Genomic DNA, 24671 nt, shown 5'->3' on the forward strand with positions numbered 1-24671 from the left:
TTGGGGCCGCTTCGCAGCCCTTCGCGGGCACGCCCGCTCCCACAAGGATCGCACTGAACCTGTGGGAGCGGGCGTGCCCGCGAAGGGGCGCGAAGCGGCCCCAATTACTGCCTGGTCGGGAAGCTTACTTGCGCTTCATCGACAAGAAGAACTCGTCGTTGGTCTTGGTCTGCTTGAGCTTGTCGACCAGGAACTCGATGGCGGCGATTTCGTCCATCGGGTGCAGCAGCTTGCGCAGGATCCACATGCGCTGCAGTTCGTCGTCGGCGGTCAGCAGCTCTTCGCGGCGGGTACCGGAACGGTTGATGTTGATGGCCGGGAACACACGCTTTTCAGCGATGCGGCGGTCCAGCGGCAGCTCCATGTTGCCGGTGCCCTTGAACTCTTCGTAGATCACTTCGTCCATCTTCGAGCCGGTTTCGACCAGCGCGGTGGCGATGATGGTCAGCGAACCGCCTTCTTCGATGTTACGCGCGGCGCCGAAGAAGCGCTTTGGCTTCTCCAGGGCGTGGGCGTCGACACCACCGGTCAGCACCTTGCCGGAGCTCGGGATCACGGTGTTGTAGGCACGCGCCAGACGGGTGATGGAGTCCAGCAGGATGACCACGTCCTTCTTGTGCTCGACCAGGCGCTTGGCCTTCTCGATCACCATTTCGGCAACCTGCACGTGGCGGGTTGGCGGCTCGTCGAAGGTGGAAGCAACTACTTCGCCGCGCACGGTGCGCTGCATTTCGGTCACTTCTTCCGGGCGCTCGTCGATCAGCAGGACGATCAAGTGGCACTCGGGGTTGTTACGGGTGATGTTGGCCGCGATGTTCTGCAGCATGATGGTCTTGCCCGCTTTTGGCGGGGCGACGATCAGGCCACGCTGGCCTTTGCCGATCGGGGCGCACAGGTCGATCACGCGACCGGTCAGGTCTTCGGTGGAGCCGTTACCGGCTTCCATCTTCAGGCGCTTGTTCGGGAACAGCGGCGTCAGGTTTTCGAACAGGATCTTGTTCTTCGCGTTTTCCGGACGGTCGAAGTTGATGGTATCAACCTTCAGCAGGGCGAAGTAACGCTCTCCTTCCTTCGGCGGGCGGATCTTACCGACGATGGTGTCGCCGGTACGCAGGTTGAAACGGCGGATCTGGCTGGGCGAGACGTAGATATCGTCCGGGCCGGCCAGGTAGGACGCATCAGCCGAGCGCAGGAAACCGAAACCATCCTGGAGAATCTCCAGCACGCCGTCACCCGAAATCTCTTCGCCGCTCTTCGCGTGCTTCTTCAGCAGGGCGAAGATCACGTCCTGTTTGCGCGAACGGGCCATGTTCTCGATGCCCATCTGTTCGGCCATTTCCAAAAGATCGGTAATCGGCTTTTGCTTGAGTTCAGTCAGGTTCATAAGGGGAGTGACGTAATCATGTAAGAAGGGAGAATTAAGCTTCTGGCTTAATGAGGCCGCGCCGCTAGATGGCGACAGGATCGCGTACTGATTCGAATTAGGGATGCTTCGGCGACGGCACGTAGAGGGCACTGGAAAAGCAGTGCGAGGCCGAATGTAACACTTGCTTTTTTCTGCGTCTAGTGCTCTGAAAAAGAAAAACCCCGCATTTGCGGGGCTTTTTTTCACATCACAGGTGGGCGTCGAGGAACGCGGCCAGCTGCGACTTGGACAGAGCGCCAACCTTGGTGGCTTCGACGTTGCCGTTCTTGAACAGCATCAGCGTCGGGATACCACGCACGCCGTGCTTGGCTGGGGTTTCCTGGTTTTCGTCGATGTTCAGCTTGGCGACGGTCAGCTTGCCATCGTAGGTGGAAGCGATGTCGTCCAGCACTGGCGCGATCATCTTGCATGGGCCGCACCATTCAGCCCAGTAGTCGACCAGCACCGGGCCTTGGGCTTTCAGGACTTCGGCCTCGAAGGTGGCGTCGGTGACATGTTTGATCAGATCGCTGCTCATGGATATCTCCAGGGTCGTAAGCAAAAAAACGTTGCCCATCATAGCCGCACCCGCCGCCTACAGGAAGCCACGCACGATTGAGTGTAACTATAGTTGTGCAAGACCCCGCGAATCGAAACTGTCATACAGCCGTCATAGAATCGAATGGCACATTGCCTTGCATCAAGGCCAGCACATCGGCTGCGTGTCACGCGTTGGCGCCAGCCTGCTATCGTGGCACGATTGCCGGGTTAACGACCGAGAACAACCAGATCATGCCGCATACCATCGCGAAGAACCTGTCCCTGATCGCCGCCATCGACCTTGGCTCCAACAGTTTTCACATGGTCGTGGCCAAGGCCCACCATACCGAAATCCGCATCCTCGAGCGGCTCGGCGAGAAGGTTCAGCTTGCCGCCGGCATCGACGAAGACCGCAAACTCAGTGAAGAGGCAATGGAACGAGGCCTGGATTGCCTCAAGCGCTTTTCTCAGCTGATCAACGGCATGCCCGCAGGCTCCGTGCGTATCGTCGGTACCAACGCCTTGCGCGAAGCGCGCAACCGTAACGAATTCATCCAGCGCGCCGAAGCCATCCTCGGCCACCCGGTGGAGGTCATCTCCGGCCGTGAAGAGGCGCGCCTGATCTACCTGGGCGTTTCGCACACCCTGGCCGACACCCCCGGCAAACGCCTGGTGGCCGACATTGGCGGCGGCAGTACCGAGTTCATCATCGGCCAGCGCTTCGAGCCGCTGCTGCGCGAAAGCCTGCAGATGGGCTGCGTCAGCTTCACCCAGCGCTACTTCCGCGACGGCAAGATCACCCCGGCCCGCTACGCCCAGGCCTACACGGCCGCGCGCCTGGAGCTGATGAGCATCGAGCATGCCCTGCATCGCCTGACCTGGGACGAGGCCATCGGCTCGTCTGGCACCATCCGCGCCATCGGCGCGGCCATCAAGGCCGGCGGCCTGGGCAATGGCGAGGTCAACGCCGAGGGCCTGGCCTGGGTCAAGCGCAAGTTGTTCAAGCTGGGTGAAGTCGACAAGATCGACTTCGACGGCATCAAGCCGGACCGCCGCACCATCTTCCCGGCGGGCATGGCCATTCTCGAAGCGATTTTCGACGCGCTGGAACTGCAGCGCATGGACCACTGTGACGGCGCGCTGCGCGAAGGTGTGCTGTTCGACCTGCTCGGCCGCCACCACCACGAAGACGTGCGCGAACGCACCCTCAACTCGTTGATGGAGCGTTACCACGTGGACCAGGGCCAGGCAGCGCGCGTCGAGCGCAAGGCACTGCACGCGTTCGACCAGGTGGCCGACGCATGGCAGCTAAAAGATGGAAACTGGCGCGATCTGCTGGGATGGGCGGCAAAAGTGCACGAAGTAGGCCTGGATATCGCCCACTATCATTATCACAAGCACGGCGCCTACCTGATCGAGCACTCCGACCTCTCGGGCTTCTCCCGCGAGGACCAGCAGATGATGGCCTTGCTGGTGCGCGGCCATCGCCGCAACATCCCCAAGGACAAGTTCGCCGAGTTCGGCGATGAAGGCGTACAGCTGATCCGCCTGTGCGTACTGCTGCGCTTCGCTATCTTGTTCCACCACATTCGCGGCACCCAGCAGATGCCAAAAGTGAGCCTCAAAGCCGGGGACAACAGCCTGGATGTGGCCTTCCCTGAAGGCTGGCTGGAACAGAACCAGCTGACCCAGGCCGACTTCGCCAACGAGGCGGAGTGGCTGGCCCGGGTCGGCTTCGTCCTCAGCGTACGTTGAGGACCGGGTTGCTCAGGCGCTCCAGCAGGGTCGCCTGGGCACTGCGCGGGTTCTGGTTGCCGGTCGGGGTGATACGCACGTAGCGCCCGTCTGGCTGCAAGGTCCAGGCGTGGGTGTTGTCGGTCAGGTAGCTTTCCAGCTCCTTCTTCACCCGCAGCAACAGCTTCTTGCCTTCCACCGGGAAGCAAGTCTCGACGCGCTTGTCGAGGTTGCGCTCCATCCAGTCGGCACTGGACAGGTAGATCTGCTCTTCGCCGCCATTGAGGAAGTAGAACACCCGCGTGTGCTCAAGGAAGCGGCCGATGATCGAGCGCACCTGGATATTGTGTGAAACCCCCGGGATGCCTGGGCGCAGACAGCACATGCCACGCACCACCAGGTCGATTTTCACACCCGACTGGCTGGCCTTGTACAGCGCCTTGATGACCTTGGCATCGGTCAGCGAGTTGAACTTGGCAATGATGTGCGCCGGCTTGCCTTCGAGGGCGAACTGGGTTTCGCGCGCGATCATGTCGAGCATGCCCTTTTTCAGGGTGAACGGCGCGTGCAGCAACTTTTTCATGCGCAGCGTCTTGCCCATGCCGATCAACTGGCTGAACAGCTTGCCGACGTCTTCGGTGAGGGCGTCGTCAGAGGTCAGCAGGCTGTAGTCGGTGTACAGGCGGGCGTTGCCGGCGTGGTAGTTACCGGTACCCAGGTGCGCATAGCGCACGATCTCGCCCTGCTCGCGGCGCAGGATCAACATCATCTTGGCGTGGGTCTTGAAGCCGACCACACCGTAGATCACCACCGCACCGGCCGCTTGCAGGCGGCTGGCCATCTGCAGGTTGGACTCTTCGTCGAAGCGCGCGCGCAATTCGATCACCGCGGTGACCTCCTTGCCGTTACGCGCCGCGTCCACCAGAGCATCGACAATTTCCGAGTTGGCCCCGGAACGGTAAAGCGTCTGGCGCACGGCAAGCACGTGCGGGTCCTTGGCGGCCTGTCGCAGCAAGTCGACCACCGGGGTGAAGGACTCGAACGGGTGCATCAGCAGGATGTCCTGCTTGCTGATCACGCTGAAAATGTTGTCGGCGTTCACCAGCAGCTTGGGGATCGCCGGGGTGAACGGCGTGTACTGAAGCTCCGGGTGACTGTCCAGGCCGGTAATGCTGAACAGGCGGGTGAGGTTGACCGGGCCATTGACCTGGTACAGCTCGCTTTCGCTGAGGCTGAACTGCTTCAACAAGTAGTCCGACAGGTGTTTCGGGCAGGTGTCGGCCACTTCCAGGCGCACGGCGTCGCCGTAACGGCGCGAGAACAGCTCGCCGCGCAGGGCGCGGGCGAGGTCGTCGACTTCTTCGGAGTCCAACGCCAGGTCGGCGTTACGGGTCAGGCGGAACTGGTAGCAGCCCTTCACCTTCATGCCCTGGAACAGGTCGTCGGCGTGCGCGTGGATCATCGACGACAGGAACACGTGGTTGGCACCCGGGCCGCCTACCTCCTCAGGCACGCGGATGACCCGCGGCAGCAGGCGCGGGGCCGGGATGATCGCCAGGCCCGAGTCGCGGCCGAAGGCGTCGACCCCCTCCAGCTCGACGATGAAGTTGAGGCTCTTGTTCACCAGCAGCGGGAACGGGTGAGTCGGGTCGAGGCCGATCGGGGTGATGATCGGGGCGATTTCGTCGCGGAAATAGCGGCGCACCCAGGTCTTGAGCTTGGGCGTCCAGTAACGGCGGCGGATGAAGCGGATCTGGTGTTTTTCCAGCTCCGGCAGCAGCACGTCGTTGAGGATCGCGTACTGGCGCTCTACCTCGATGTGCACCAGCTCGCTGATGCGCGCCAGCGCCTGGTGCGGCTGCAGGCCGTCGGCACCGGCCTGTTCACGGGCGAAGTTGATCTGCTTCTTCAGGCCAGCGACGCGGATCTCGAAGAACTCGTCCAGGTTGCTGGAGAAGATCAACAGGAATTTGAGGCGTTCGAGCAGTGGGTAGTTCTCGTCCAGGGCCTGTTCCAGCACGCGGATGTTGAACTGCAGCTGCGAGAGTTCGCGATGAATGTACAGGCTGCTGTCGTCCAGACCAGGCACGGCGATTGCCGGGGCCGGCGCAGGCGCGGGCGCCGCGGCCACAGGCTCGGCCACCTGCTCCTCTACGGGCTCGGGTTCGGGCGCCGGCGGCAGGTCTGGCGGGGTCTGCACCAGCTCTTCCGGGAGCTCCTGGGCATCCTTGATCGCGACAGGGGTGAGCACTTCATTATTCATCTGGCGTTCCTGAGGACGTTAACGCCCTATCATCAATTGAGCGGCAAGATAAGCGCCCATTATGACGCCTGTGTTACACACCAGGGCAAGCCATGGCGCGTGGCCTCTGGCATTGTCTGTGTAGGAATTGTTCACGTCGAGACACATTTGGACACTTTCACGAATGCGCGCGAAGGGGTAGGCTGCGCGTTCATTTCGCCAGCACCTCAGAAAATGCTTCAACAATTCCTGCAGGATTTCGGCTACTTTGCCCTTTTTCTAGGCACCTTCTTCGAAGGCGAGACCATCCTGGTACTTGCGGGTTTCCTTGCGTTCCGTGGGTACATGGACATCAAGCTGGTGTGCCTGGTGGCGTTCTTGGGCAGCTACGCCGGCGACCAGCTTTGGTACTTCATGGGCCGCCGCCACGGGCGCAGGATCCTGGCGCGCAAACCGCGCTGGCAAGCAATGGGTGACCGGGCGCTGGACCACATCCGCCGCCACCCCGACATCTGGGTGCTGAGCTTCCGCTTTGTCTATGGCCTGCGTACGGTCATGCCGGTGGCCATTGGCCTGTCGGGCTACCCGCCGCGCCGCTACCTGCTGCTCAATGGTATTGGCGCGGCCATCTGGGCAATCGCCCTGGGCGCGGCCGCGTACCACTTCGGCGCCATCCTCGAAGGCCTGCTGGGCAACGTGAAGCGTTACGAACTATGGGTACTTGGTGGCCTGCTGGGGCTGGGCGTCCTGTTGTGGCTGCGCCGGCGCTTCCGCACCTTGCGCGCGGAGCGCAAGGCGGCGAACCAGGCCCAGGCCCCAGAAGCTGAGAAGGCTGTAGACCACGAGCAGGAACCAGGCCAGCGGCGCGACCACCGCTAGGCCCAGTGCGCCGGCCAGGTACAGCGCCGGCGCATTCATCACCAGCCGCGCCAGTTCCAGGCGCGCAGCCCAGGGCCGGTTCTCCAGCAACCCGCCCAGTACGAACAGCCCAAACGCCATCAGCGACCAGCCGAGCACCAGCGCGGCGGCAGGCACGCGTTCGGCTACGTCCATCAGGTAGCTGCCCAAGGCCACATAAACCACGAACTGCGTCGCCACGTAGGCTTGTTGCGGGCGGCCCAGGGCTATCTCGAACTTGCGAAACAGCGCCAGGTCCTGCTTGGCCTGCGGGTAGCGCGCAGCCACATCGGCGGGGCGCCAGCCGGTGGGCATGAACCAGATGCGCAGCTTGTCCCACAGGCTGGCGGTGTGCCGGGCGTCATGCCAGAGCTGGGCATAGAACTGCAGGTTGGCCCACAGCGGGTTCCAGCTGGCCAGCGGCGTGGTTACCCCGAACACCACCGGCTCGGCCGGGTCTTCCTCTTTGAAGGTGCCGAACAGGCGGTCCCAGAGAATGAACACGCCGCCATAATTGCGATCCAAGTAAGCAGGGTTTTGCGCATGGTGGACGCGATGGTTGGATGGCGTGATCAACACCCACTCAAGCCAGCCAAGCTTGGGGATGTGCCGGGTATGCACCCAGAACTGGTACAGCAGGTTGAGCGAAGCCACGGTGATGAATACCAGTGGCGGCACGCCCAGCAGCGCCAGCGGCAGGTAGAAGATCCACGAGAAGATGAACCCGCTACTGGTCTGGCGCAACGCGGTGGTGAGGTTGTATTCCTCGCTTTGGTGATGCACCGAATGCGCGGCCCACAGCACATTGCGTTCATGCCCCAGACGGTGCAGCCAGTAGTAGCAGAAGTCGTAAAGGACGAAGGCCAGCAACCATACCCACCAGGCCTCGGGCGGCAGGCGCAACAGCGCCAGGTGCTCGAACGCCAGGGCATAGGTCAGCAGCCCTGCGCCTTTGGTCAGCAAGCCGGTGCTGGTCGACAGCACGCCGGTGCTCAGGCTGTTGATCGAGTCGGCCAGGGTAAAGTTGCGCTGGCCACGCACACGGTCGGCCACCAGCTCCACGGCGATCAGCACGAAGAAGAACGGCACGGCCAGCAGTATCAGGTCCATGGGTACGGCCTCAGGCGGTATCCATCAAGATTAGGCCGCGCCTGCGGCAACCCCTATGGCGACATCTGCCAAACTAGAGGACATTTAGCGCCTCGACACTGGAGTAATGAGCATGACAAAAAAAGTAGCGGTGATTCTTTCCGGCTGTGGCGTGTATGACGGCGCCGAAATCCACGAAAGCGTGATCACCCTGCTGCGCCTCGACCAGCGCGGTGCGCAGGTGCAGTGCTTCGCGCCGAACATTGCGCAGATGCATGTCATCAACCACCTGACCGGCGAAGAAATGCCCGAGTCGCGCAATGTGCTGGTGGAGTCGGCGCGCATTGCCCGCGGCGAGGTCAAGGACATCCGCGAAGCCAAGGCAGAAGACTTCGATGCGCTGATCGTGCCGGGCGGTTTCGGGGCGGCGAAAAACCTGTCCAACTTCGCCGTGGAAGGCGCCAACTGCACCGTCAACCCGGACGTGCTGGCCCTGGCCGAAGCCTTTGCCGACGCCTGCAAGCCGGTTGGCCTGATCTGCATCTCACCGGCACTGGCCGCGAAGATCTACGGGCCGGGCGTGGTCTGCACCATCGGTAGCGACGCCGGTACTGCGGCGGCTGTCGAGAAGATGGGCGGCACCCATGAAGCGTGCGACGTGCACGATATTGTCGAAGACACCCAGCGCAAGCTGGTGACGACCCCGGCCTACATGGAGGCCAAGTCGATCAGCGAGGCGGCGGGCGGGATCTACAAGCTGGTGGACCGGGTGCTGGAACTTACACACGAGTAAGTTACGTCACGAGCGCTCTGTGTAGGAGCGGCCTTGTGTCGCGATCGGGCTGCGAAGCGGCCCCGGCAATTTATGCGGCGAAGCTGAAATCCTGGGGCCGCTTTGCGGCCCGATCGCGACACAAGGCCGCTCCTACAGGGACCGCGTCAGCCTTCAGGGCTTGGACAGCCGGGCAATGATCCGGTCCAGCGCATTGGCAAACGCCTGCTTTTCGCGCTCGCCATACGCCCCCTGCCCTCCCCCCACCTGGCCCTGCTCGCGCAGGTCGGTAAACAGGTTGCGCGCCGCCAGTCGGTCACCCATGTTGCGCTCGTCGAATTCGCGCCCGCGCGGGTCCAGCACTGCCACGCCCTTTTTCACCAGGCGGTCAGCCAGCGGCACATCACTGCAGATCACCAGCTCGCCCGGCACGGCGTGCTCGACCAGGTAGTCGTCGGCTGCGTCCATGCCGCTGGGCACCACGATCAGGCGCACGATCGCGAACGCCGGTTTGGCCACGGCCTGGCCCGCCACCATCACCACTTCGAACTTGCGCTTGAGGGCGAACTTGACGATCAGATCCTTGGCCGCCTTGGGGCAGGCGTCGGCATCGATCCATACACGCATCAGAAATTCTCTACATGAAATCAGTGCACCCATCATGCCTGAAGCGCAGCGAAAGCTGGAGCAGGTGCGCGCTGGGAAAATGGCGCCAAAAATTCCAATTAGCGCTTATCCGACCCTGCCACTCAGGCTAAACTCGCCACAGCTTCACTGGCCTGCCCGAGCGCGCAATGAACCACCCTCACGAAATCCGCCCTGACCTGGACGAAGGCATCGACCGCAAAGTCCTGGCGACATTGCGTGCGCGTTTCCTGCAGCTGAACCAGGGGCGACTGCAGCGGGCAATGGAAGGCCTGTCGACACGCCAGCAACAGGTACTGACGCTGCTGCCGCTGCTGTTTCACGTGAACCACCCGCTGTTGCCGGGCTACGTCTCGGGTAGCACGCCTGCGGGCGTATCGGGCTACGAGCCAGGCGCCGAGCTGGTGGTCGAGGCCCAGCGCCTGGCCCGCTCGTTCAGCTACAAGGCCCGCCATGGCAACCCACCGCGCCCGATCCACGGGCTGTTCCTGATGGGTAGCCTGGGCTCGCTGGCCCAGGCCGAGCACAGCGACATGGACCTGTGGGTGTGCCATGCGCCCGGCTTGCACGCTCAACAGCTGGAAGAGCTGCGCCGCAAGTGCCAATTGCTGGAGGACTGGGCGGCAAGCCTGGGCGCCGAGGCGCACTTCTTCCTGATCGACACGCAAGGCTTTGCCCAGGGCCAGCGCGACGGCCAACTGGGCTCCGACGACTGCGGCACCACCCAGCATTACCTGCTGCTGGACGAGTTCTACCGCACCACGCTATGGCTGGCAGGGCGCACACCCCTGTGGTGGCTGGTACCCGTCTACCAGGAGCACAATTACCACGCCTACACCCAGACCCTGCTGACCAAGCGCTTCATCCGCAGCCAGGACGCCCTCGACCTCGGCAACCTGGCGCACATTCCGCCCGGCGAGTTCGTCGGTGCCGGCCTGTGGCAACTGTTCAAGGGCATCGATTCGCCCTACAAGTCGCTACTAAAGCTGCTGCTGACCGAGGCCTACGCCAGCGAACACCCCGCCGTGCGCTGCCTGAGCCTGGACTACAAGCAGGCGGTGTTTGCCAACCAGCTCGACCTCGACGAGCTGGACCCGTATGTGATGGTGTACCGACGCATCGAACGGTACCTGCTGCAACGTGGCGAGGCCGCACGCCTGGAGCTGGTAAGGCGCAGCCTGTACCTTAAGGTGAACAAGAAGCTCAGCGACCAGGGCCGCGCCAATGGCTGGCAACGCCGGCTGTTGCAGCGCCTGGCAGACGAGTGGGGCTGGGATGAGCGTCAGCTGGCCCTGCTGGACAGCCGCAGCCAATGGAAAGTGCAGCAAGTCGCTGTCGAGCGCCGCGAACTGGTGGCCGAGCTGAACCATAGCTACCGCTTCCTCAGCCAGTTCGCCAGCACCCAGAACGCCAGCAGCCGCGCCGACCAGCGCGACCTCAATGTGCTGGGCCGGCGCCTGTATGCGGCCTTCGAGCGCCGCGCCGGCAAGGTCGAGGTGATCAACCCCGGCATCGCCCCGGACCTTGCCGAAGGTACCCTGACCCTGGTCCAGGCGCCCAACCGCAAGGAGCCCGGCAGCCATCACTGGGAGCTGTACAGCGGCAACCTGAGCACCCATGAGGTGGAGCACTTCAGCCCGATAAAGCGCTGCCGCGAGCTGCTTGAACTGCTGACCTGGGCCCACCGCAATGGCGTGATCGACAGCAGCACACGCCTGGCGCTGCACCCGGGCGCCAGCGACCTCAGTGAGTTCGAGCTGTTCAACCTGATGGGGTGCCTGCAGCAAAGCATTCCCCTGCCCTTGCCGATTGTCAGCGAAGTGCGCCTGCTGCAGCCCAGCGTTGCCGACGAGGTGCTGTTGCTGGTCAATGTCGCCATCGACCCGCTGCGCCATCACCGCGACCTGAACATCCTGATGACCACCGAGCGTACCGACTCGTTGAGCTACGCAGGCAAGCGCGAAAACCTGGTGCTGACCCTGGACCAGGTCACCCTGAACAGCTGGAACGAAGTGCTGGTTCAACGCTACGACGGTGAGCACGCGCTGGTGCGCTGCCTGCGCGACTTCCTTAACAGCCCGGTGCTGCGCGGCCACCGGCCACGGGTGCGGGTGCGCTGCTTTTGCCAGAGCCGCGCGCAGGCCATCAGCCAGCGCGTGGAGGAAATTTTCGACACGGTGCAGCTGCTGCTGGACCAAGGCTTGAACCACCGCTACCTGCTACAGGTGGCCCAACACACCCATGTGCTGGAGCTGTTGGCCGGGCATGTCGGCCTGGCCTCCCTGGCCGAGCACGAGGCGCTGCTGGGCCACCTGGGCGAGGAGCGTAGCGCCTACAGCCCGCTGTACCTGGATAGCAACGCCCTGCTCGACCACGACCTGCGCCTGGTGCTGGAGCAGGGCCGTCCGGCTTGCATCCAGGTGTTCTACCGCCTGCAGGGTGGCTGGGCCGAGTTGTATGTGCTGGATGAATACAATGCCCTGTGGCAGCAGCGCCTGCCCCTGCATGACGAAGCCCACCTGCTGCTCCCGCTGCAGCGGTTCCTGCGTTCGGTGGTGATGCGCCGTGATGCCCGGCTGCCGCTGGATACCCAGCGCGCCGCCTCACTGGATATCCACTACGCGCAACTGTTGCCTTCCGGCACTGGCAAGGCGCGTAGCATCGAGCCGCGCCTGGCCCCGGTCGAAGGCAGCTACCAGCCTTACTATGAGGTGCAGGCCATCATCCAGGCCGGTGTGGCGGGTGCGGCGCATGTGACGTTGTACTGCGACCAGCTAGAGTTTTCCGAGCTGGAACATGGTGAACACCTGTATGCGGTGGTGGCCAGGCAGATCATCGGGCAACGGCGCGGTGCCGGACAGTACCGGTGCTACATCACCGACCTGGATTTGTCGGAGTTGCTGGATGACCGGCTGGGGGCGACGCAGGTGTACCTGAGCTACAAGCGGGTGTTGGAGCAGGCTTTGAATGAGGGGTTGGACCAGGTTTTGGCGGAAGGCGCCTGAATTGCCGGGGGGTGCTTTGCACCCCATCGCGACACAAGGCCGCTCCTACAGGGGAATGCGATCCCTTGTAGGAGCGGCCTTGTGTCGCGATGGGCCGCAAAGCGGCCCCCTTGGGTCTTACAGGTCGTAATCGCCCGCCGCTTCCGGTTGGTACTCGACTTCCAGCAGCTTCAGCTTGAGGGTCTTGCCCCCCGGTGCCGGCCAGTCGATCTGCTCGCCCACCGACAGCCCCAGCAGGGCGCAGCCGATCGGCGCCAGGACCGAGACATTGCCTTCCGGCCCGGCATCCTTCGGATACACCAACGTCAGGTGGTAGTCCTTGCCGCTGGCTTCCTCACGGCAGTGCACGCGCGAGTTCATGGTCACCACGCCCGCTGGCACGTCCTCGTGACCGACCACCTGCTCGGCGCGGTCCAGCTCGTCCTGCAGGGCGAGCACACCCGGCGTACTCTCGTCGAGGCTGTCGATAAGACGCTCCAGACGCTGTACGTCCAATCGGGTGAGGATGAGGGAAGGCTTGGTGCTCATGATCCAGTCAGACTCCTTTGAACAGGCGATTTTCGTCGGGCAGATAAAGCAAAACCCCGCCCAAGGGCGGGGTTTGTGAATGCTTTGGCGTCACCGACGCAGAACTCGACACTACCACAGCCGGGCAAATACTCAAGCCCCTGCTCTCAGTGTGCCTTAGCCTGGTCGCGCAGGGCCTGGGCCTCGCGGCAGATCTGCCGACGCCGTTCGTCATCGGCGGAACGCCATTCGCGAATGTGCTCCACATGCCGCTGGCAGCCGGTGCACACCCGCTGTTCGTCCAGCCGACAAACGCTGATGCACGGCGACGGCACGGCGGGGCTGACGTTGCTGTAAAGCGGCTTGGGCGGCCGCGGCTGCTCACTCATCTCAGATCTCGTCGAAGTCCAGCTTCTCGCCAGCGCGCTCCCAGACAATGCGTTCAAGCATCTCGCCGAGCAGCTCTTCGCTCTTCTCGCAGATCCACTTCTTGCTCTCTACGTCGTAGTCAAAGTGGAAACCGCCGGACTTGTCAGCCAGCCACAACTGGCGCAGCGGCTCCTGGCGGCTGAAGATCAGCTGGCTGCCGTTTTCGAACTTGATGGTCAGGACACCGGCAGAGTTCTCCATGTCCAGGTCCATGCCGCTCTCGTCGAACAGGTCTTCCAGGGCCTGTTGGGTCGCGTCGACCAGATCATGGAAACGCGCTTCACTCAAACTCATTGCAGGAACCTCGAAATTAGCTGCGTCACAGGCAAGCCGGGCAAGATACGGGCGCTTGGCGCCGAATGCAAAGATTAGCCATTGAAGGCGGTAAGAATAGCCCGCCCGGCGGACCGGCCCTTGCATAGGCAAGCCGCCGGTCGCTCGGTATACTCGGGCGCAATACTGCATTTTTCTAAGGATTTCACCCATGAAGCGCCTGATTTCCTCCTTCGCGGCGCTGGTCGCTGTTGCCTGCCTCGTTTCGGCCTGCGGCCAGAAAGGCCCGCTGTATCTGCCTGAAGACGGCGATAACGGCAAAGCGCACAAGTCGCACCAGCACCAGCCAAAAGCCAAGCCGGCCCCCGCGCCAGTACAGCAGCCCGAGCTGCAGTCCGAGCCCGAGCAGTCGCCTGCGCAGTAAGGAAACCAGATGAACGCTTTCAACTACCGCGACGGTGAGCTGTTCGCGGAAGGGGTGGCCCTGTCGGCCGTCGCCGAACGTTTCGGCACCCCCACCTACGTGTACTCGCGCGCCCACATCGAGGCCCAGTACCGCAGCTACGCCGACGCCCTGCAAGGCACCGAGCACCTGGTGTGCTTCGCGGTCAAGGCCAACTCCAACCTTGGCGTGCTGAACGTGCTGGCGCGCCTGGGCGCAGGCTTCGACATTGTCTCCGGCGGTGAGCTGGAGCGCGTGCTGGCCGCTGGCGGGCGCGCCGACCGCGTGGTGTTCTCCGGCGTTGGCAAAACCCGCGAAGACATGCGCCGCGCCCTGGAAGTGGGTGTGCACTGCTTCAACGTCGAATCCACCGACGAACTGGAGCGCCTGCAAGTCGTGGCCGCCGAAATGGGCAAGGTTGCCCCGGTGTCGCTGCGGGTCAACCCGGACGTTGACGCCGGCACCCACCCGTACATCTCCACGGGCCTGAAAGAAAACAAGTTCGGCATCGCCATCGCCGACGCCGAGGCCATGTACGTGCGTGCCGCGCAGCTGCCGAACCTGGACGTGGTTGGCGTCGACTGCCACATCGGCTCGCAGCTGACCACCGTCGAGCCGTTCCTCGATGCCCTCGACCGCCTGCTGGACCTGGTCGATCGCCTCGCCGACTGCGGCATCCACCTGCGCCATCTGGACCTGGGTGGCGGCGTTGGCGTGCGCTACCGCGACGAAGAGCCACCCCTGGTGGCCGACTACATCAAGGCTATTCGCGAGCGCGTAGGCAAGCGCGACCTGGCCCTGGTGTTCGAGCCGGGCCGCTACATCGTGGCCAACGCCGGGGTGCTGCTGACCCGCGTGGAATACCTCAAGCACACCGAACACAAGGACTTCGCCATCATCGATGCGGCGATGAACGACCTGATTCGCCCGGCCCTTTACCAGGCCTGGATGGGTGTCAGCGCGGTCATCCCACGCGAAGGCGAAGGCCGTGCCTACGACCTGGTCGGCCCGATCTGCGAGACCGGCGACTTCCTCGGCAAGGACCGTGTGCTGAACCTGGCCGAAGGCGACCTGCTGGCCGTGCAGTCCGCGGGGGCCTATGGTTTTGTCATGAGTTCCAACTACAACACCCGTGGCCGTTGCGCTGAAATCCTGGTCGACGGCGACCAGGCGTTCGAAGTACGCCGCCGCGAGACCATCGCCGAACTGTACGCTGGCGAAAGCCTGCTGCCGGAGTAAGCCCATGCTGCTGCGTTTTACCAAGATGCATGGCCTGGGCAACGACTTCATGGTCCTCGACCTGGTCAGCCAGCACGCGCATATCCAGCCCAAGCACGCCAAGCAATGGGGTGACCGCCATACCGGCATCGGCTTCGACCAGTTGCTGATCGTCGAGGCGCCGAACAACCCGGAAGTGGACTTCCGCTACCGCATCTTCAACGCCGACGGCTCCGAAGTGGAGCAGTGCGGCAACGGTGCGCGCTGCTTCGCCCGCTTCGTGCTGGACAAGCGCCTGACCGCGAAAAAGCGCATCCGCGTCGAAACCAAAAGCGGCATCATCGTGCTGGACGTGCAGAACGATGGCCAGGTGAGTGTCGACATGGGCCCACCGCGCTTCATCCCTGCCGAAATCCCCTTCGTCGCTGACGAGCAGGCGCTGAACTACCCACTGGAAGTCGACGGCCAGCTGCATTCGATTGCCGCCGTGTCCATGGGTAACCCGCATGCCGTGCTGCGCGTCGACGACGTGCATACTGCCCCCGTGCATGAGCTGGGCCCGAAGATCGAAAACCACCCACGTTTCCCGCAGCGGGTGAATGCCGGCTTCCTCCAGGTCATCGACCGCCACCGCGCCAACCTGCGCGTGTGGGAGCGCGGCGCGGGCGAAACCCAGGCCTGCGGCACCGGCGCTTGCGCCGCGGCCGTGGCCGCGATCAGCCAAGGCTGGATGGATTCCCCGGTGTCCCTCGACCTGCCCGGTGGCCGCCTGCACATCGAATGGGCCGGCCCCGGCAAGCCCGTGTTGATGACCGGCCCGGCCGTACGCGTCTACGAAGGACAGGTTCGTCTCTAGGGTCTGTATGAAAAGTCTTGAGACGAAGGTCAGGCAAGGCGAAAACAGCCGAGGAACGGTCGGAGTCGCGCTCGACTTTACGGGTTGTAAATGAGCATTCCGAGGCTGTTTTCAACGCAGCATCACCGAGTATCAAGGCTTTTCGTACAGAGCCTAAGCGAGTAACCGCCATGAAAGATCAGCCCCAGGTTGTACCCCAGCAGTCCGCCGAGCTTGATGACGAAGCGGTGGTCGCCTACCTGCGCGCCCACCCCACCTTCTTCGCCGAGCACGACGAGTTGCTGATCGAACAGCGCATTCCGCATCAGCGAGGCGACAGCGTGTCGCTGGTGGAACGCCAGCTCAAGCTGCTGCGCGACCGCAACATCGAGATGCGCCATCGCCTGTCGCAATTGATGGACGTGGCCCGCGACAACGATCGGCTGTTCGACAAGACCCGACGGCTGATCCTCGACCTGCTCGATGCCGGCACCCTGGAAGAAGTGGTGATGGCGGTCGAAGACAGCCTGCGCCAGGAATTCCAGGTGCCCTTCGTCAGCCTCATCCTGTTCGGCGACAACGTCGCCCCGGTCGGGCGCTGGGTCAGCAACGCCGAGGCGCAACAGGCCATCGGTGCCCTGCTGGGCAGCGGCAAGACGGTCAGTGGCAACCTGCGTGAGCATGAGCTGGCCTTCCTGTTCGGTGAGGAACAGCGCCGGGAAGTAGGCTCCAGCGCCGTGGCCACCCTCGAATACCAGGGGCTGCACGGGGTGCTGGCGATCGGCAGTCGCGATCCGCAGCACTACAAGAGCAGCGTCGGTACCCTGTTCCTCGGCTACATCGCCGAAGTGCTCGGCCGCGTTGTACCGCGCGTAACCCAGACCCTGCGCTCGGTACGCTGATGGAACGCCAGCTGGAGGCTTATTGCGCACACCTGCGCAACGAGCGCCAGGTGTCGGAGCACACATTGGTGGGCTACCGTCGCGACCTGAACAAGGTCATCGCCTACTGCAAGGAACACGGTATTGACGGTTGGCAGGCGCTGCAGATCCAGCAGCTGCGCCAGCTGATCGCGCGCCTGCACCACCATGGCCAGTCCTCGCGCAGCCTGGCCCGGCTGCTTTCGGCAGTGCGCGGCTTGTACCGCTACCTCAACCGCGAAGGCCTTTGCCAGCACGACCCGGCCACCGGCCTGAGCGCGCCCAAGGGTGAGCGCCGGCTGCCCAAGGTGCTGGACACCGACCGCGCCCTGCAGCTGCTAGATGGCGGCGTCGACGACGACTTCATCGCCCGCCGTGACCAGGCAATCCTTGAACTGTTCTACTCCTCGGGCCTGCGCCTGTCAGAACTGACCAACCTCGACCTCGATCACATCGACCTCGCCGCCGGCCTGGTGCAGGTGCTGGGCAAGGGTGGCAAGGCCCGCGTTCTGCCGGTTGGCCGCAAGGCCCGCGAGGCGCTACAGGCCTGGTACCGCCTGCGCGGCATCGGCAACCCGCGTGACCGCGCTGTGTTCATCACCCGCCAGGGCAACCGCATCACACCACGGGCTGTGCAGCAGCGGGTGAAGAAGGCGGGTGAGCGCGAGCTGGGCCAGCACCTGCACCCGCACATGCTTCGCCATTCCTTCGCCAGCCATGTGCTGGAATCGTCCCAGGACCTGCGTGCGGTGCAGGAGATGCTCGGCCATGCCGACATCAGCACCACGCAGATCTACACCCACCTGGACTTCCAGCACCTGGCCGCGGTGTACGACAGCGCCCACCCTCGGGCCAAACGCAGCAAAGGCACAGACTCATGAGCATCAAGCTGATCACGTTCGACCTCGACGACACCCTGTGGGACACCGCACCGGTCATTGCCAGCGCAGAAGTCGTGCTGCGCGACTGGCTCGAAGCCAACGCCCCGATCCTGGGCGGCGTGCCGGTGGAGCACCTGTTTGCCATCCGCGAGCGCCTGGTACAGGCCGAGCCCGGCCTCAAACACCGCATCAGCGCCCTGCGCCGACGGGTGCTGTTCCATGCCCTGGAAGAGGTGGGCTACAGCGAGAAGCAAGCGCAGGCGCTGGCCAACGAAGGCTTTGAAGTGTTCCTGCACGCTCGCCACCAGGTGGAGATCTTCCCCGAGGTGCAGCCGGTGCTGGAGATCTTGCGCCATCACTACACCCTGGGCGTGGTCACCAACGGCAATGCCGATGTGAGCCGGCTGGGGCTGGCAGACTACTTCCGCTTTGCCCTGTGCGCCGAAGACCTCGGCATCGGCAAGCCGGATCCGGCACCGTTCCTGGAAGCCCTGCGCCGCGGCGAGGCGCACGCCAGCGCCGCGGTGCACATTGGCGATCACCCCGGCGATGACATCGCAGGCGCCCAGCGCGCCGGGCTACGCGCGGTGTGGTTCAACCCCCAGGGCAAGGCCTGGACGGGTGAGCAGGCACCGGATGCCGAGATCCAGCGCCTGTCGCAGCTGCCCGACATCCTCGCGCGCTGGCGCTGACAGGGGCCGCGTTGCGGCCCATTCGCGGGTAAACCCGCTCCCACAGGGATCGCGCGCACCCCGCGGCCTGTAGAGATCCTGTGGGAGCGGGTTCACCCGCGAAGAGGCCGGCACAGGCAGCACAAATCTGACAGGCACAAAAAAGCCCGCAGCGACGGCGGGCTTTTTTGCGTTCAGCCACTCAGATAGGGCGGCTGCCGTACTTGTTGTCCGGCTTCTTGGGCGGGTCGGCGACCACGTTGGCCTCGACTTCCTGCACCTTGCCACCGCGAGAAAGGAAGTCTTCCATCGCCTTGGCCAGTGCATCACGCTCTTTCTGCTTGGCTTCCATGCTCGGCATCTCGTCTACCGAGACGGCGGCCTTGGATTTGCCCTTGGCAGCGGGTGCCGGGCTGCTGTCGTCATCGCCAGCGTCTTCGGCGCCATCGTCAGCCGCCGCTTCGAGGCCTTCATCGCCCTCGTCTTCATCGCCTACTTCGAGGTCGTCGTTTTCCAGATCATCGTCGCTCATGTTCTACCTCATGACTTGCGAAAAGCAGGTTAGTTATAGACCAGTGCAGCCGTAGACCGGCAGCCACCGGTGAAAATTCAACTGGCCGTGGGTTAGGCCACTGCCCTTGGGTCGGCGCTCCTGATGGGAGGCGGCACCCAGCAGGCCCTGCTCCTGGCAGGGCCTGACAAATCCAATAGCCCCTGCTGGCCACACGCTATTGGCAAGCCTAGCAAAGGCTGGGGAAGTGTGTGGACTACGCGTCAAACACCCCTCGGCGCGCATTCTAGCGCGCCCGTGGAAAAAGCAAAGCTCCATAAACGCCCTACGACTTGTAAGTTTTTTACCTACGTCGCGAACGTGTCGAATAAACCGTTTGCCGAGCGCGAAATACTGAAAATCTGGCAAAAAAATGCCCGGCAAGCCGGGCAAGTTTTTACCGCGTCGCAGTTACAGGTTGTAGCCGCGTTCGTTGTGCTGAGCCAGGTCGAGGCCGACCGACTCTTCTTCTTCGTTGACCCGCAGGCCCATCACCACATCCAGCACCTTGAGGATCACGTAGGTGACGATGGCGGTGTAGACCACGGTGAAAATCACGCCTTTGGCCTGGATCCAGACCTGCATGCCGATGTCGGTGACGGTGCCGAAGCCGCCCAGGGCCGGGGCTGCGAACACACCGGTGAGGATGGCACCGATGATGCCGCCGATACCGTGCACACCGAAGGCATCCAGCGAATCGTCATAGCCGAGCTTGCGCTTGAGGGTGGTGGCGCAGAAGTAGCAGATCACACCCGAAGCCAGGCCGATCACCAGGGCGCCCATCGGGCCCACGGTGCCTGCCGCCGGGGTAATGGCAACCAGGCCGGCAACCACACCCGACGCGATGCCCAGGGCGCTGGGTTTGCCGTGACCGATCCACTCGGCGAACATCCAGCCCAGCGCAGCAGCTGCGGTGGCGATCTGGGTGACCAGCATGGCCATGCCAGCGGTGCCGTTGGCGGCAGCGGCGGAGCCTGCGTTGAAGCCGAACCAGCCGATCCACAGCATGGCGGCGCCCATCAGGGTGTAGCCCAGGTTGTGCGGGGCCATCGGGGTGGTCGGGTAGCCCTTGCGCTTGCCCAGTACCAGGCAGCAGACCAGGCCTGCGATACCGGCGTTGATGTGCACCACAGTGCCGCCAGCGAAGTCTAGTACGCCCCAGTCCCACATCAGTGCACCGTCACCGCTCCACACCATGTGCGCGATCGGCGCATACACCAGGGTGAACCAGATGCCCATGAACACCAGCATCGCAGAGAACTTCATGCGCTCGGCGAAGGCACCCACGATCAGTGCCGGGGTGATGATGGCGAAGGTCATCTGGAAGGTGATGAATACCGCTTCAGGGAACAGTGCGGTGGCAGACGTCAGGTTCTCGGGCGTGACGCCGCTGAGGAAGGCCTTGGAGAAGCCGCCGACGAAGGAATTGAAGTTGAGCACGCCCTTTTCCATACCGGTGGTATCGAAGGCCATGCTGTAGCCGTAGACGACCCAGAGAATGCTCATCAGGCCGGTGATAGCAAAGCACTGCATCATCACCGACAGCACGTTCTTGGAACGCACCATACCGCCATAGAACAGGGCCAGGCCCGGGATAGTCATGAACAGCACCAGCGCCGTTGCAGTCAGCATCCAGGCGGTGTCGCCGGAGTTCAGCGCTGGGGCAGCTTCCTCTGCCAGGGCGAGCCCGGGCATTACGAGGGACAAAAGGGCTCCTAGCCCTGCGATCTTACGCAGAGTCATGTTGTTTTCTCCTGGGGCGTTGGGTTTGGTGAGGCTTTTTTGCTGCTTAGATCGCGTCGGTATCGGTTTCGCCGGTACGGATGCGGATCGCCTGCTCCAGATTCACCACGAAAATCTTGCCGTCACCGATCTTGCCGGTGTTGGCTGCCTTGGTGATGGCTTCGATTACCCGATCAAGGTCCTTGTCATCGATGGCAACATCGATCTTCACCTTGGGCAGAAAATCGACCACATATTCAGCACCGCGATACAGCTCGGTGTGGCCCTTCTGCCGGCCGAAGCCTTTGACTTCAGTAACAGTGATGCCCTGCACGCCGATTTCCGACAGCGACTCGCGCACGTCGTCCAGCTTGAACGGCTTGATGATGGCTGTGACTAGCTTCATGAAACTCTCTCCCGATTTGGTGGACTTGCCCCAGGAAAACAAACCCGTCTCAAGTCTAAGCGCAGCGGTTGGCTTTGTAACGCGTCGTCGGCATCCGGCTCCGCGTGCGCACTGCTTGGTCACAAAGAACTGCATCAGTGCATGGCTCGTACAGGTCTTTGCAGAAACCTTGCCAGTTCCGGCAAATCACCGGAAAACAGCGAGTTATGTGAAACAGTCGGGATTGGCCAGTCGCCAGCATGGAAAACATGCACAGTTTCGGTGCGCGCCGGCAGGGCGCATTGCGCGAAAAACGTGCAACCGATCGAGAACTGTGGGAGCGGGCATGCCCGCGAACACCGGCACAGCCGGTGCCATCCACCGCGCTGGGTTCTTCGCGGGCCTGCCCGCTCCCACAAGGGCCGATGTGCACCCAAGCGTCAGGTTTGTGCGTGCTACACTGCCGGCCATTTCTCAGTTTCAGTGGACAGCCCCATGCTTGCGCCCAAAGCCCTTCTCGATGCCCTGAGCGACCAGGCCTCGCGCCTGTTCAGCAGCGATACCGCCCAGCCCCGTGCAGAACTGGAAAGCCAGTTCAAGGTGCTGATGCAAGGTGCTTTCAGCAAGCTGGACCTGGTCAGCCGTGACGAATTCGACAGCCAGATGGTCGTGCTGGCGCGCACCCGCGCACGCCTTGAGGCCTTGGAAAAACAAGTAGCCGAACTGGAAGCACGCATGGCACCCGACGCGCAGGAATAACAACCCATACACGGAGCGTTTCCCATGAAAGTCAGCGCACGCAATGTTTTCGAAGGCAAAGTCACCAACGTTCAGCCCGGTGCGGTCAATGCCGAAGTCGAGCTGACCCTGGCTGGCGGCGAAAAACTGGTAGCGGTGGTCACCATGGCCAGCCTGCATAACCTCAGCATCAACGTCGGCAAAGACGCCGTGGCGCTGGTCAAGGCGCCGTGGGTGGTGCTGCTGACTGACGCCGCCGGCTACAGGCTGTCGGCCCGTAACGCACTGGAAGGTGAAGTGGTGCGGGTGGGTGATGGTGCAGTGAATGCCGAAGTGGTGCTGAAGCTGGCCGGCGGCACCGAGGTGTTTGCCATCGTGACCCGCGAAGCCGTGCAGGAGCTGGGCCTGGCACCGGGTGTGAAGGCCACTGCGCTGATCAAGGCTTCGCACATCATCCTCGGCGCCAAGCCCTGAGCTTGAAGGTAGACCTGTGGGAGCGGGCATGCCCGCGAACACCGGCGCAGCCGGTGCCATCCACCGCATTGCCTGCTTCGCGGGCTTGCCCGCTCCCACAGGGATTCGAGCAAGCCTGCTAGCTCGCGCAGAGCTGTTTCGGCGGCAACTCGCTGGCATGCAAGGTGCCGCGAAACAGGGTCGCACCACACTGCGTAACCAGGGTCTTCACCCGGTTGTGCGAGTTGAGGATCTCGGCCTGGATGTCTTCGATGGCCGAATCCCCAGGCTGCAAGGCGGCCGCACGGTTGGCCCATTCGATGGCGGCAAAACGGCTCTGCTTGCGGGTGCCGCGCCCCTGCATCCAGGCCAACCCCAGTTCGGCGCTGGCGCGCCCGGCAATCCAGGCGTCCGGGTGCTCGACCAGGCTCGACAGGTAGGCGACCGCCTCGGCCCGCTCCTGCGCTTCGCCAAACTGGCGCAACAGCATTCCCAGGTGCAAGCGCGCGCGGGCATTGGTCTGCGGATTACCCAACGCATCGACCAGCAGGCGCCTGACAGCCAGCATGGCACTTCGCTCATTCAGGTCCTCATCGCCATCCATGCGCAGGCAGGCGAGGTTGTATTTAGCCTGCCTGCTGCCCGCCTCCACCGCACGCAGCAACCAATACTCAGCTGCCTCGTCATCCAGATAGTGCGTCGGAGAGTTGCCCAGGCCGCCGCTGTGCAGCTCGTACAGACCAAGGGCTGCACCCGGCAGGCTCAGCTCGGCACAGCGCTCATACAGGTAACAGGCCACCTCATGCCGGTTGGCAGCCCACAACAGCCGCGCCACAGCGAGCACTTCAAAGCCTGGCGCCTGGCCCGCGCGCTGGCGCGTCACCGCCACCTGCGACCATAGCCTTGCCTGCTCGGCCGAACGTGGCAGCCCCCACAGGCCGAAGCGATGCCCGGCAGCACGCATTGCACAGGCGCCAGCATGCGAGCGGCCTTCACACAGGCGCACGATGGCGCTGCGCAACAGTTGTTGCTCATCTGCCATGCCATCGCACAGTATCAGCCCGACCAGGCAGCGAAACGGCTCGCCCATGGCAGGGATGGCACCGTGATCGGCGTTGCACGCCAGGCTCGCGGCGAAATCGCGCATACCGGCGGCATGGTCTTGCAAGGCACTGCTGCGCAGCGCGCCTCGCCAAGCCAGCACGACGGCACTTTCCCTGGGCCTTAGCGGGCGTTGCAACCAGGCATCGAATAGCTGCTGCCAATCGGCGACGGCCTGCAACTGTTCAGCATGCGGCAACTTCAGCTGTTCCTCCACGGCCATCCAGCGCAACGCATTGCGCAACGCTTCGTCCCACGTCTCGCACAACGGTCCACTGGCCAACAGCTCTAGCGCGTCGAAGCTGGCGCCCCAACGGGGCAGCAGGTAAACGGCAAGGGCCTGGATCGCTTCGAAGCAACCGGGGCGGGCCACCAGCGCATGGCGCAACCAGTAATAGCGTGGTGCTTCGTTTTCGTGGTCGACCCGCCTGCTCAGGCACGCCGGCAACGCTTGGGGCAGCTCGACCAGGGGCAGCAGCCCGTGCTTGACCAGCAAGGGCGCCGCGGCTTCCTGCACCTCCACATCGGCATGGGCACTGGGCCTGTAGCGCGCGGGCTGCCCCTGAAACAGTTCGATCAACCAGCCAGGCTCGCGCAGCTGCGCACTGATACGCAGCATGCCAATGGCCGCTGCCACAGGTTGAGCGCAGCGGTCCATTGCACGCAGCAGGTGCGCGGTCGCGGTTTCGCATATTTGCTCGACGGCCAGCAAGCGTGCAGCGTTGCGTTGGCCAGCACCCTGCACCTGGCAGGCCCGGTGGAAGCAGTGCATGCCCATTACCACCTGTGGGTGGTAAGCCTTGGGGCAGGCGTCAATCCAGGCCTTGACCACTTGGCTCAGGGCCCGGTCACCCTGGTTTTCCAGATCAACCAGCATGTGCCCTTCGATGGCCGCCAGGTAAGCCGGACACTCGCCGGGCGGGGCTTGGCGCCATTGCGCCTCGAGGTTGTCGAAAAACCGGGTGAGTTCTATGAATGAATTGGCCTGCACCAGTTCGCGGATGATCTGGCGCGTGCGGGTGAGCGTTTGCACGGCGCAATACCTCAAGTCCATTTGAAAGAAGACGCGGTGCCATCCCATGGCAACGGCATTTACCCAACAACACTAAGCCATGGCGGTCACCTGCGCAAAGATTATTGGATCCATTTTTTGCCAGATTTTATGAAAACGCAGGGAAAAACCCTGCCCTGAAAAACCACGACGCACACTTCTTGCG

Annotated in this window: 23 protein-coding genes and 1 pseudogene; 12 read left to right on the forward strand and 12 right to left on the reverse strand. The window is 63.3% G+C overall.

The window, feature by feature from the left end; translation table 11 throughout:
• Positions 1-124: 124 nt before the first annotated feature.
• Positions 125-1384: a transcription termination factor Rho gene (gene rho, locus AK81_RS10855; RefSeq protein WP_003253661.1), complete on the reverse strand. Its 1260-nt coding sequence runs from the start codon at positions 1382-1384 to the stop codon at positions 125-127.
• 229 nt (positions 1385-1613) lie between these two features.
• Complete coding sequence (gene trxA / locus AK81_RS10860; RefSeq protein ID WP_043198952.1) at positions 1614-1943, reverse strand: thioredoxin TrxA; 330 nt, start codon at positions 1941-1943, stop codon at positions 1614-1616.
• Between the two features lie 254 nt (positions 1944-2197).
• Between trxA and ppx the strand changes: the two genes are divergently transcribed.
• Positions 2198-3700 carry an exopolyphosphatase gene (gene ppx / locus AK81_RS10865; RefSeq protein ID WP_043198953.1) on the forward strand — a complete coding sequence of 501 codons (1503 nt, stop codon included), beginning with the start codon at positions 2198-2200 and terminating at the stop codon, positions 3698-3700.
• On the opposite strand, the gene ppk1 is transcribed toward ppx, so the two are convergent.
• Positions 3687-5942 (reverse strand): polyphosphate kinase 1, encoded by a 2256-nt coding sequence (gene ppk1 / locus AK81_RS10870; protein WP_043198954.1) that lies wholly within the window; start codon positions 5940-5942, stop codon positions 3687-3689. The genes ppx and ppk1 overlap by 14 nt on opposite strands.
• Positions 5943-6155: 213 nt before the next feature.
• On the opposite strand from ppk1, the gene AK81_RS28125 reads away from it, so the two are divergent.
• Complete coding sequence (locus tag AK81_RS28125) at positions 6156-6800, forward strand: DedA family protein (RefSeq protein ID WP_081042043.1); 645 nt, start codon at positions 6156-6158, stop codon at positions 6798-6800.
• 501 nt (positions 6801-7301) lie between these two features.
• On the opposite strand, the pseudogene AK81_RS30395 reads toward AK81_RS28125, so the two are convergent.
• Positions 7302-7928, reverse strand: a pseudogene (locus AK81_RS30395) (sterol desaturase family protein); the annotation flags it as partial.
• 112 nt (positions 7929-8040) lie between these two features.
• On the opposite strand from AK81_RS30395, the gene elbB reads away from it, so the two are divergent.
• Complete coding sequence (gene elbB / locus AK81_RS10885) at positions 8041-8700, forward strand: isoprenoid biosynthesis glyoxalase ElbB (protein ID WP_043198959.1); 660 nt, start codon at positions 8041-8043, stop codon at positions 8698-8700.
• Between the two features lie 153 nt (positions 8701-8853).
• Here the strand turns inward: elbB and AK81_RS10890 are convergent, their stop codons facing one another.
• The gene (locus AK81_RS10890; RefSeq protein WP_043198961.1) at positions 8854-9306 is read right to left on the reverse strand and encodes a YaiI/YqxD family protein; all 453 of its coding nucleotides are present in this window, start codon (positions 9304-9306) and stop codon (positions 8854-8856) included.
• Between the two features lie 167 nt (positions 9307-9473).
• Here AK81_RS10890 and AK81_RS10895 point away from each other — a divergent pair, with 167 nt between their 5' ends.
• The gene (locus tag AK81_RS10895; protein ID WP_043198963.1) at positions 9474-12329 is read left to right on the forward strand and encodes a class I adenylate cyclase; all 2856 of its coding nucleotides are present in this window, start codon (positions 9474-9476) and stop codon (positions 12327-12329) included.
• Positions 12330-12446: 117 nt separating this feature from the next.
• Here the strand turns inward: AK81_RS10895 and rnk are convergent, their stop codons facing one another.
• The 3 genes from rnk to cyaY all read right to left on the reverse strand — a co-directional run bounded on the left by rnk (position 12447) and on the right by cyaY (position 13559).
• Positions 12447-12857, reverse strand: coding sequence for a nucleoside diphosphate kinase regulator (gene rnk / locus AK81_RS10900; RefSeq protein ID WP_016502183.1), 411 nt, complete (start codon positions 12855-12857; stop codon positions 12447-12449).
• Positions 12858-13003: 146 nt separating this feature from the next.
• Positions 13004-13225 (reverse strand): DUF1289 domain-containing protein, encoded by a 222-nt coding sequence (locus tag AK81_RS10905; RefSeq protein WP_043198966.1) that lies wholly within the window; start codon positions 13223-13225, stop codon positions 13004-13006.
• Between the two features lies 1 nt (position 13226).
• Positions 13227-13559 (reverse strand): iron donor protein CyaY, encoded by a 333-nt coding sequence (cyaY, locus tag AK81_RS10910; protein WP_043198968.1) that lies wholly within the window; start codon positions 13557-13559, stop codon positions 13227-13229.
• A gap of 190 nt (positions 13560-13749) precedes the next feature.
• Here cyaY and lptM point away from each other — a divergent pair, with 190 nt between their 5' ends.
• The 6 genes from lptM (at position 13750) to AK81_RS10940 (ending at position 18526) form a co-directional block, all read left to right on the forward strand.
• The gene (gene lptM, locus AK81_RS10915) at positions 13750-13962 is read left to right on the forward strand and encodes an LPS translocon maturation chaperone LptM (protein ID WP_050491862.1); all 213 of its coding nucleotides are present in this window, start codon (positions 13750-13752) and stop codon (positions 13960-13962) included.
• A 9-nt stretch (positions 13963-13971) separates the two neighbouring features.
• Entirely contained in the window at positions 13972-15219 is a 1248-nt protein-coding gene (gene lysA, locus AK81_RS10920; RefSeq protein ID WP_043198970.1) for a diaminopimelate decarboxylase, read from the forward strand.
• Positions 15220-15223: 4 nt separating this feature from the next.
• Positions 15224-16054, forward strand: a complete 831-nt coding sequence (dapF, locus tag AK81_RS10925) for a diaminopimelate epimerase (protein ID WP_016502188.1) — start codon at positions 15224-15226, stop codon at positions 16052-16054.
• A gap of 170 nt (positions 16055-16224) precedes the next feature.
• On the forward strand, positions 16225-16935 hold the full coding sequence (locus tag AK81_RS10930) for a DUF484 family protein (RefSeq protein ID WP_043198972.1): 711 nt from the start codon (positions 16225-16227) through the stop codon (positions 16933-16935).
• Positions 16935-17834, forward strand: coding sequence for a tyrosine recombinase XerC (gene xerC, locus AK81_RS10935; protein ID WP_043198974.1), 900 nt, complete (start codon positions 16935-16937; stop codon positions 17832-17834). The genes AK81_RS10930 and xerC overlap by 1 nt, the downstream gene beginning before the upstream one ends.
• Positions 17831-18526 carry an HAD family hydrolase gene (locus AK81_RS10940; protein ID WP_043198975.1) on the forward strand — a complete coding sequence of 232 codons (696 nt, stop codon included), beginning with the start codon at positions 17831-17833 and terminating at the stop codon, positions 18524-18526. The genes xerC and AK81_RS10940 overlap by 4 nt, the downstream gene beginning before the upstream one ends.
• Before the next feature lie 181 nt (positions 18527-18707).
• Here the strand turns inward: AK81_RS10940 and sutA are convergent, their stop codons facing one another.
• The 3 genes from sutA to glnK all read right to left on the reverse strand — a co-directional run bounded on the left by sutA (position 18708) and on the right by glnK (position 21183).
• Positions 18708-19037 (reverse strand): transcriptional regulator SutA, encoded by a 330-nt coding sequence (sutA, locus tag AK81_RS10945; protein ID WP_043198977.1) that lies wholly within the window; start codon positions 19035-19037, stop codon positions 18708-18710.
• 429 nt (positions 19038-19466) lie between these two features.
• On the reverse strand, positions 19467-20798 hold the full coding sequence (locus AK81_RS10950; RefSeq protein ID WP_016712640.1) for an ammonium transporter: 1332 nt from the start codon (positions 20796-20798) through the stop codon (positions 19467-19469).
• A 46-nt stretch (positions 20799-20844) separates the two neighbouring features.
• Entirely contained in the window at positions 20845-21183 is a 339-nt protein-coding gene (glnK, locus tag AK81_RS10955) for a P-II family nitrogen regulator (RefSeq protein WP_002555808.1), read from the reverse strand.
• Between the two features lie 474 nt (positions 21184-21657).
• On the opposite strand from glnK, the gene AK81_RS10960 reads away from it, so the two are divergent.
• On the forward strand, positions 21658-21921 hold the full coding sequence (locus AK81_RS10960; RefSeq protein ID WP_043198979.1) for an accessory factor UbiK family protein: 264 nt from the start codon (positions 21658-21660) through the stop codon (positions 21919-21921).
• A 24-nt stretch (positions 21922-21945) separates the two neighbouring features.
• Positions 21946-22374: a TOBE domain-containing protein gene (locus AK81_RS10965; protein WP_043198981.1), complete on the forward strand. Its 429-nt coding sequence runs from the start codon at positions 21946-21948 to the stop codon at positions 22372-22374.
• A gap of 118 nt (positions 22375-22492) precedes the next feature.
• Here AK81_RS10965 and AK81_RS10970 read toward each other — a convergent pair whose 3' ends face one another.
• Complete coding sequence (locus tag AK81_RS10970) at positions 22493-24487, reverse strand: DUF4034 domain-containing protein (protein WP_043198983.1); 1995 nt, start codon at positions 24485-24487, stop codon at positions 22493-22495.
• Between the last annotated feature and the right edge of the window lie 184 nt (positions 24488-24671).

Origin of the sequence: Pseudomonas putida W15Oct28, assembly GCF_000708715.2 — a bacterium.
GTDB lineage: Bacteria > Pseudomonadota > Gammaproteobacteria > Pseudomonadales > Pseudomonadaceae > Aquipseudomonas > Aquipseudomonas putida_R.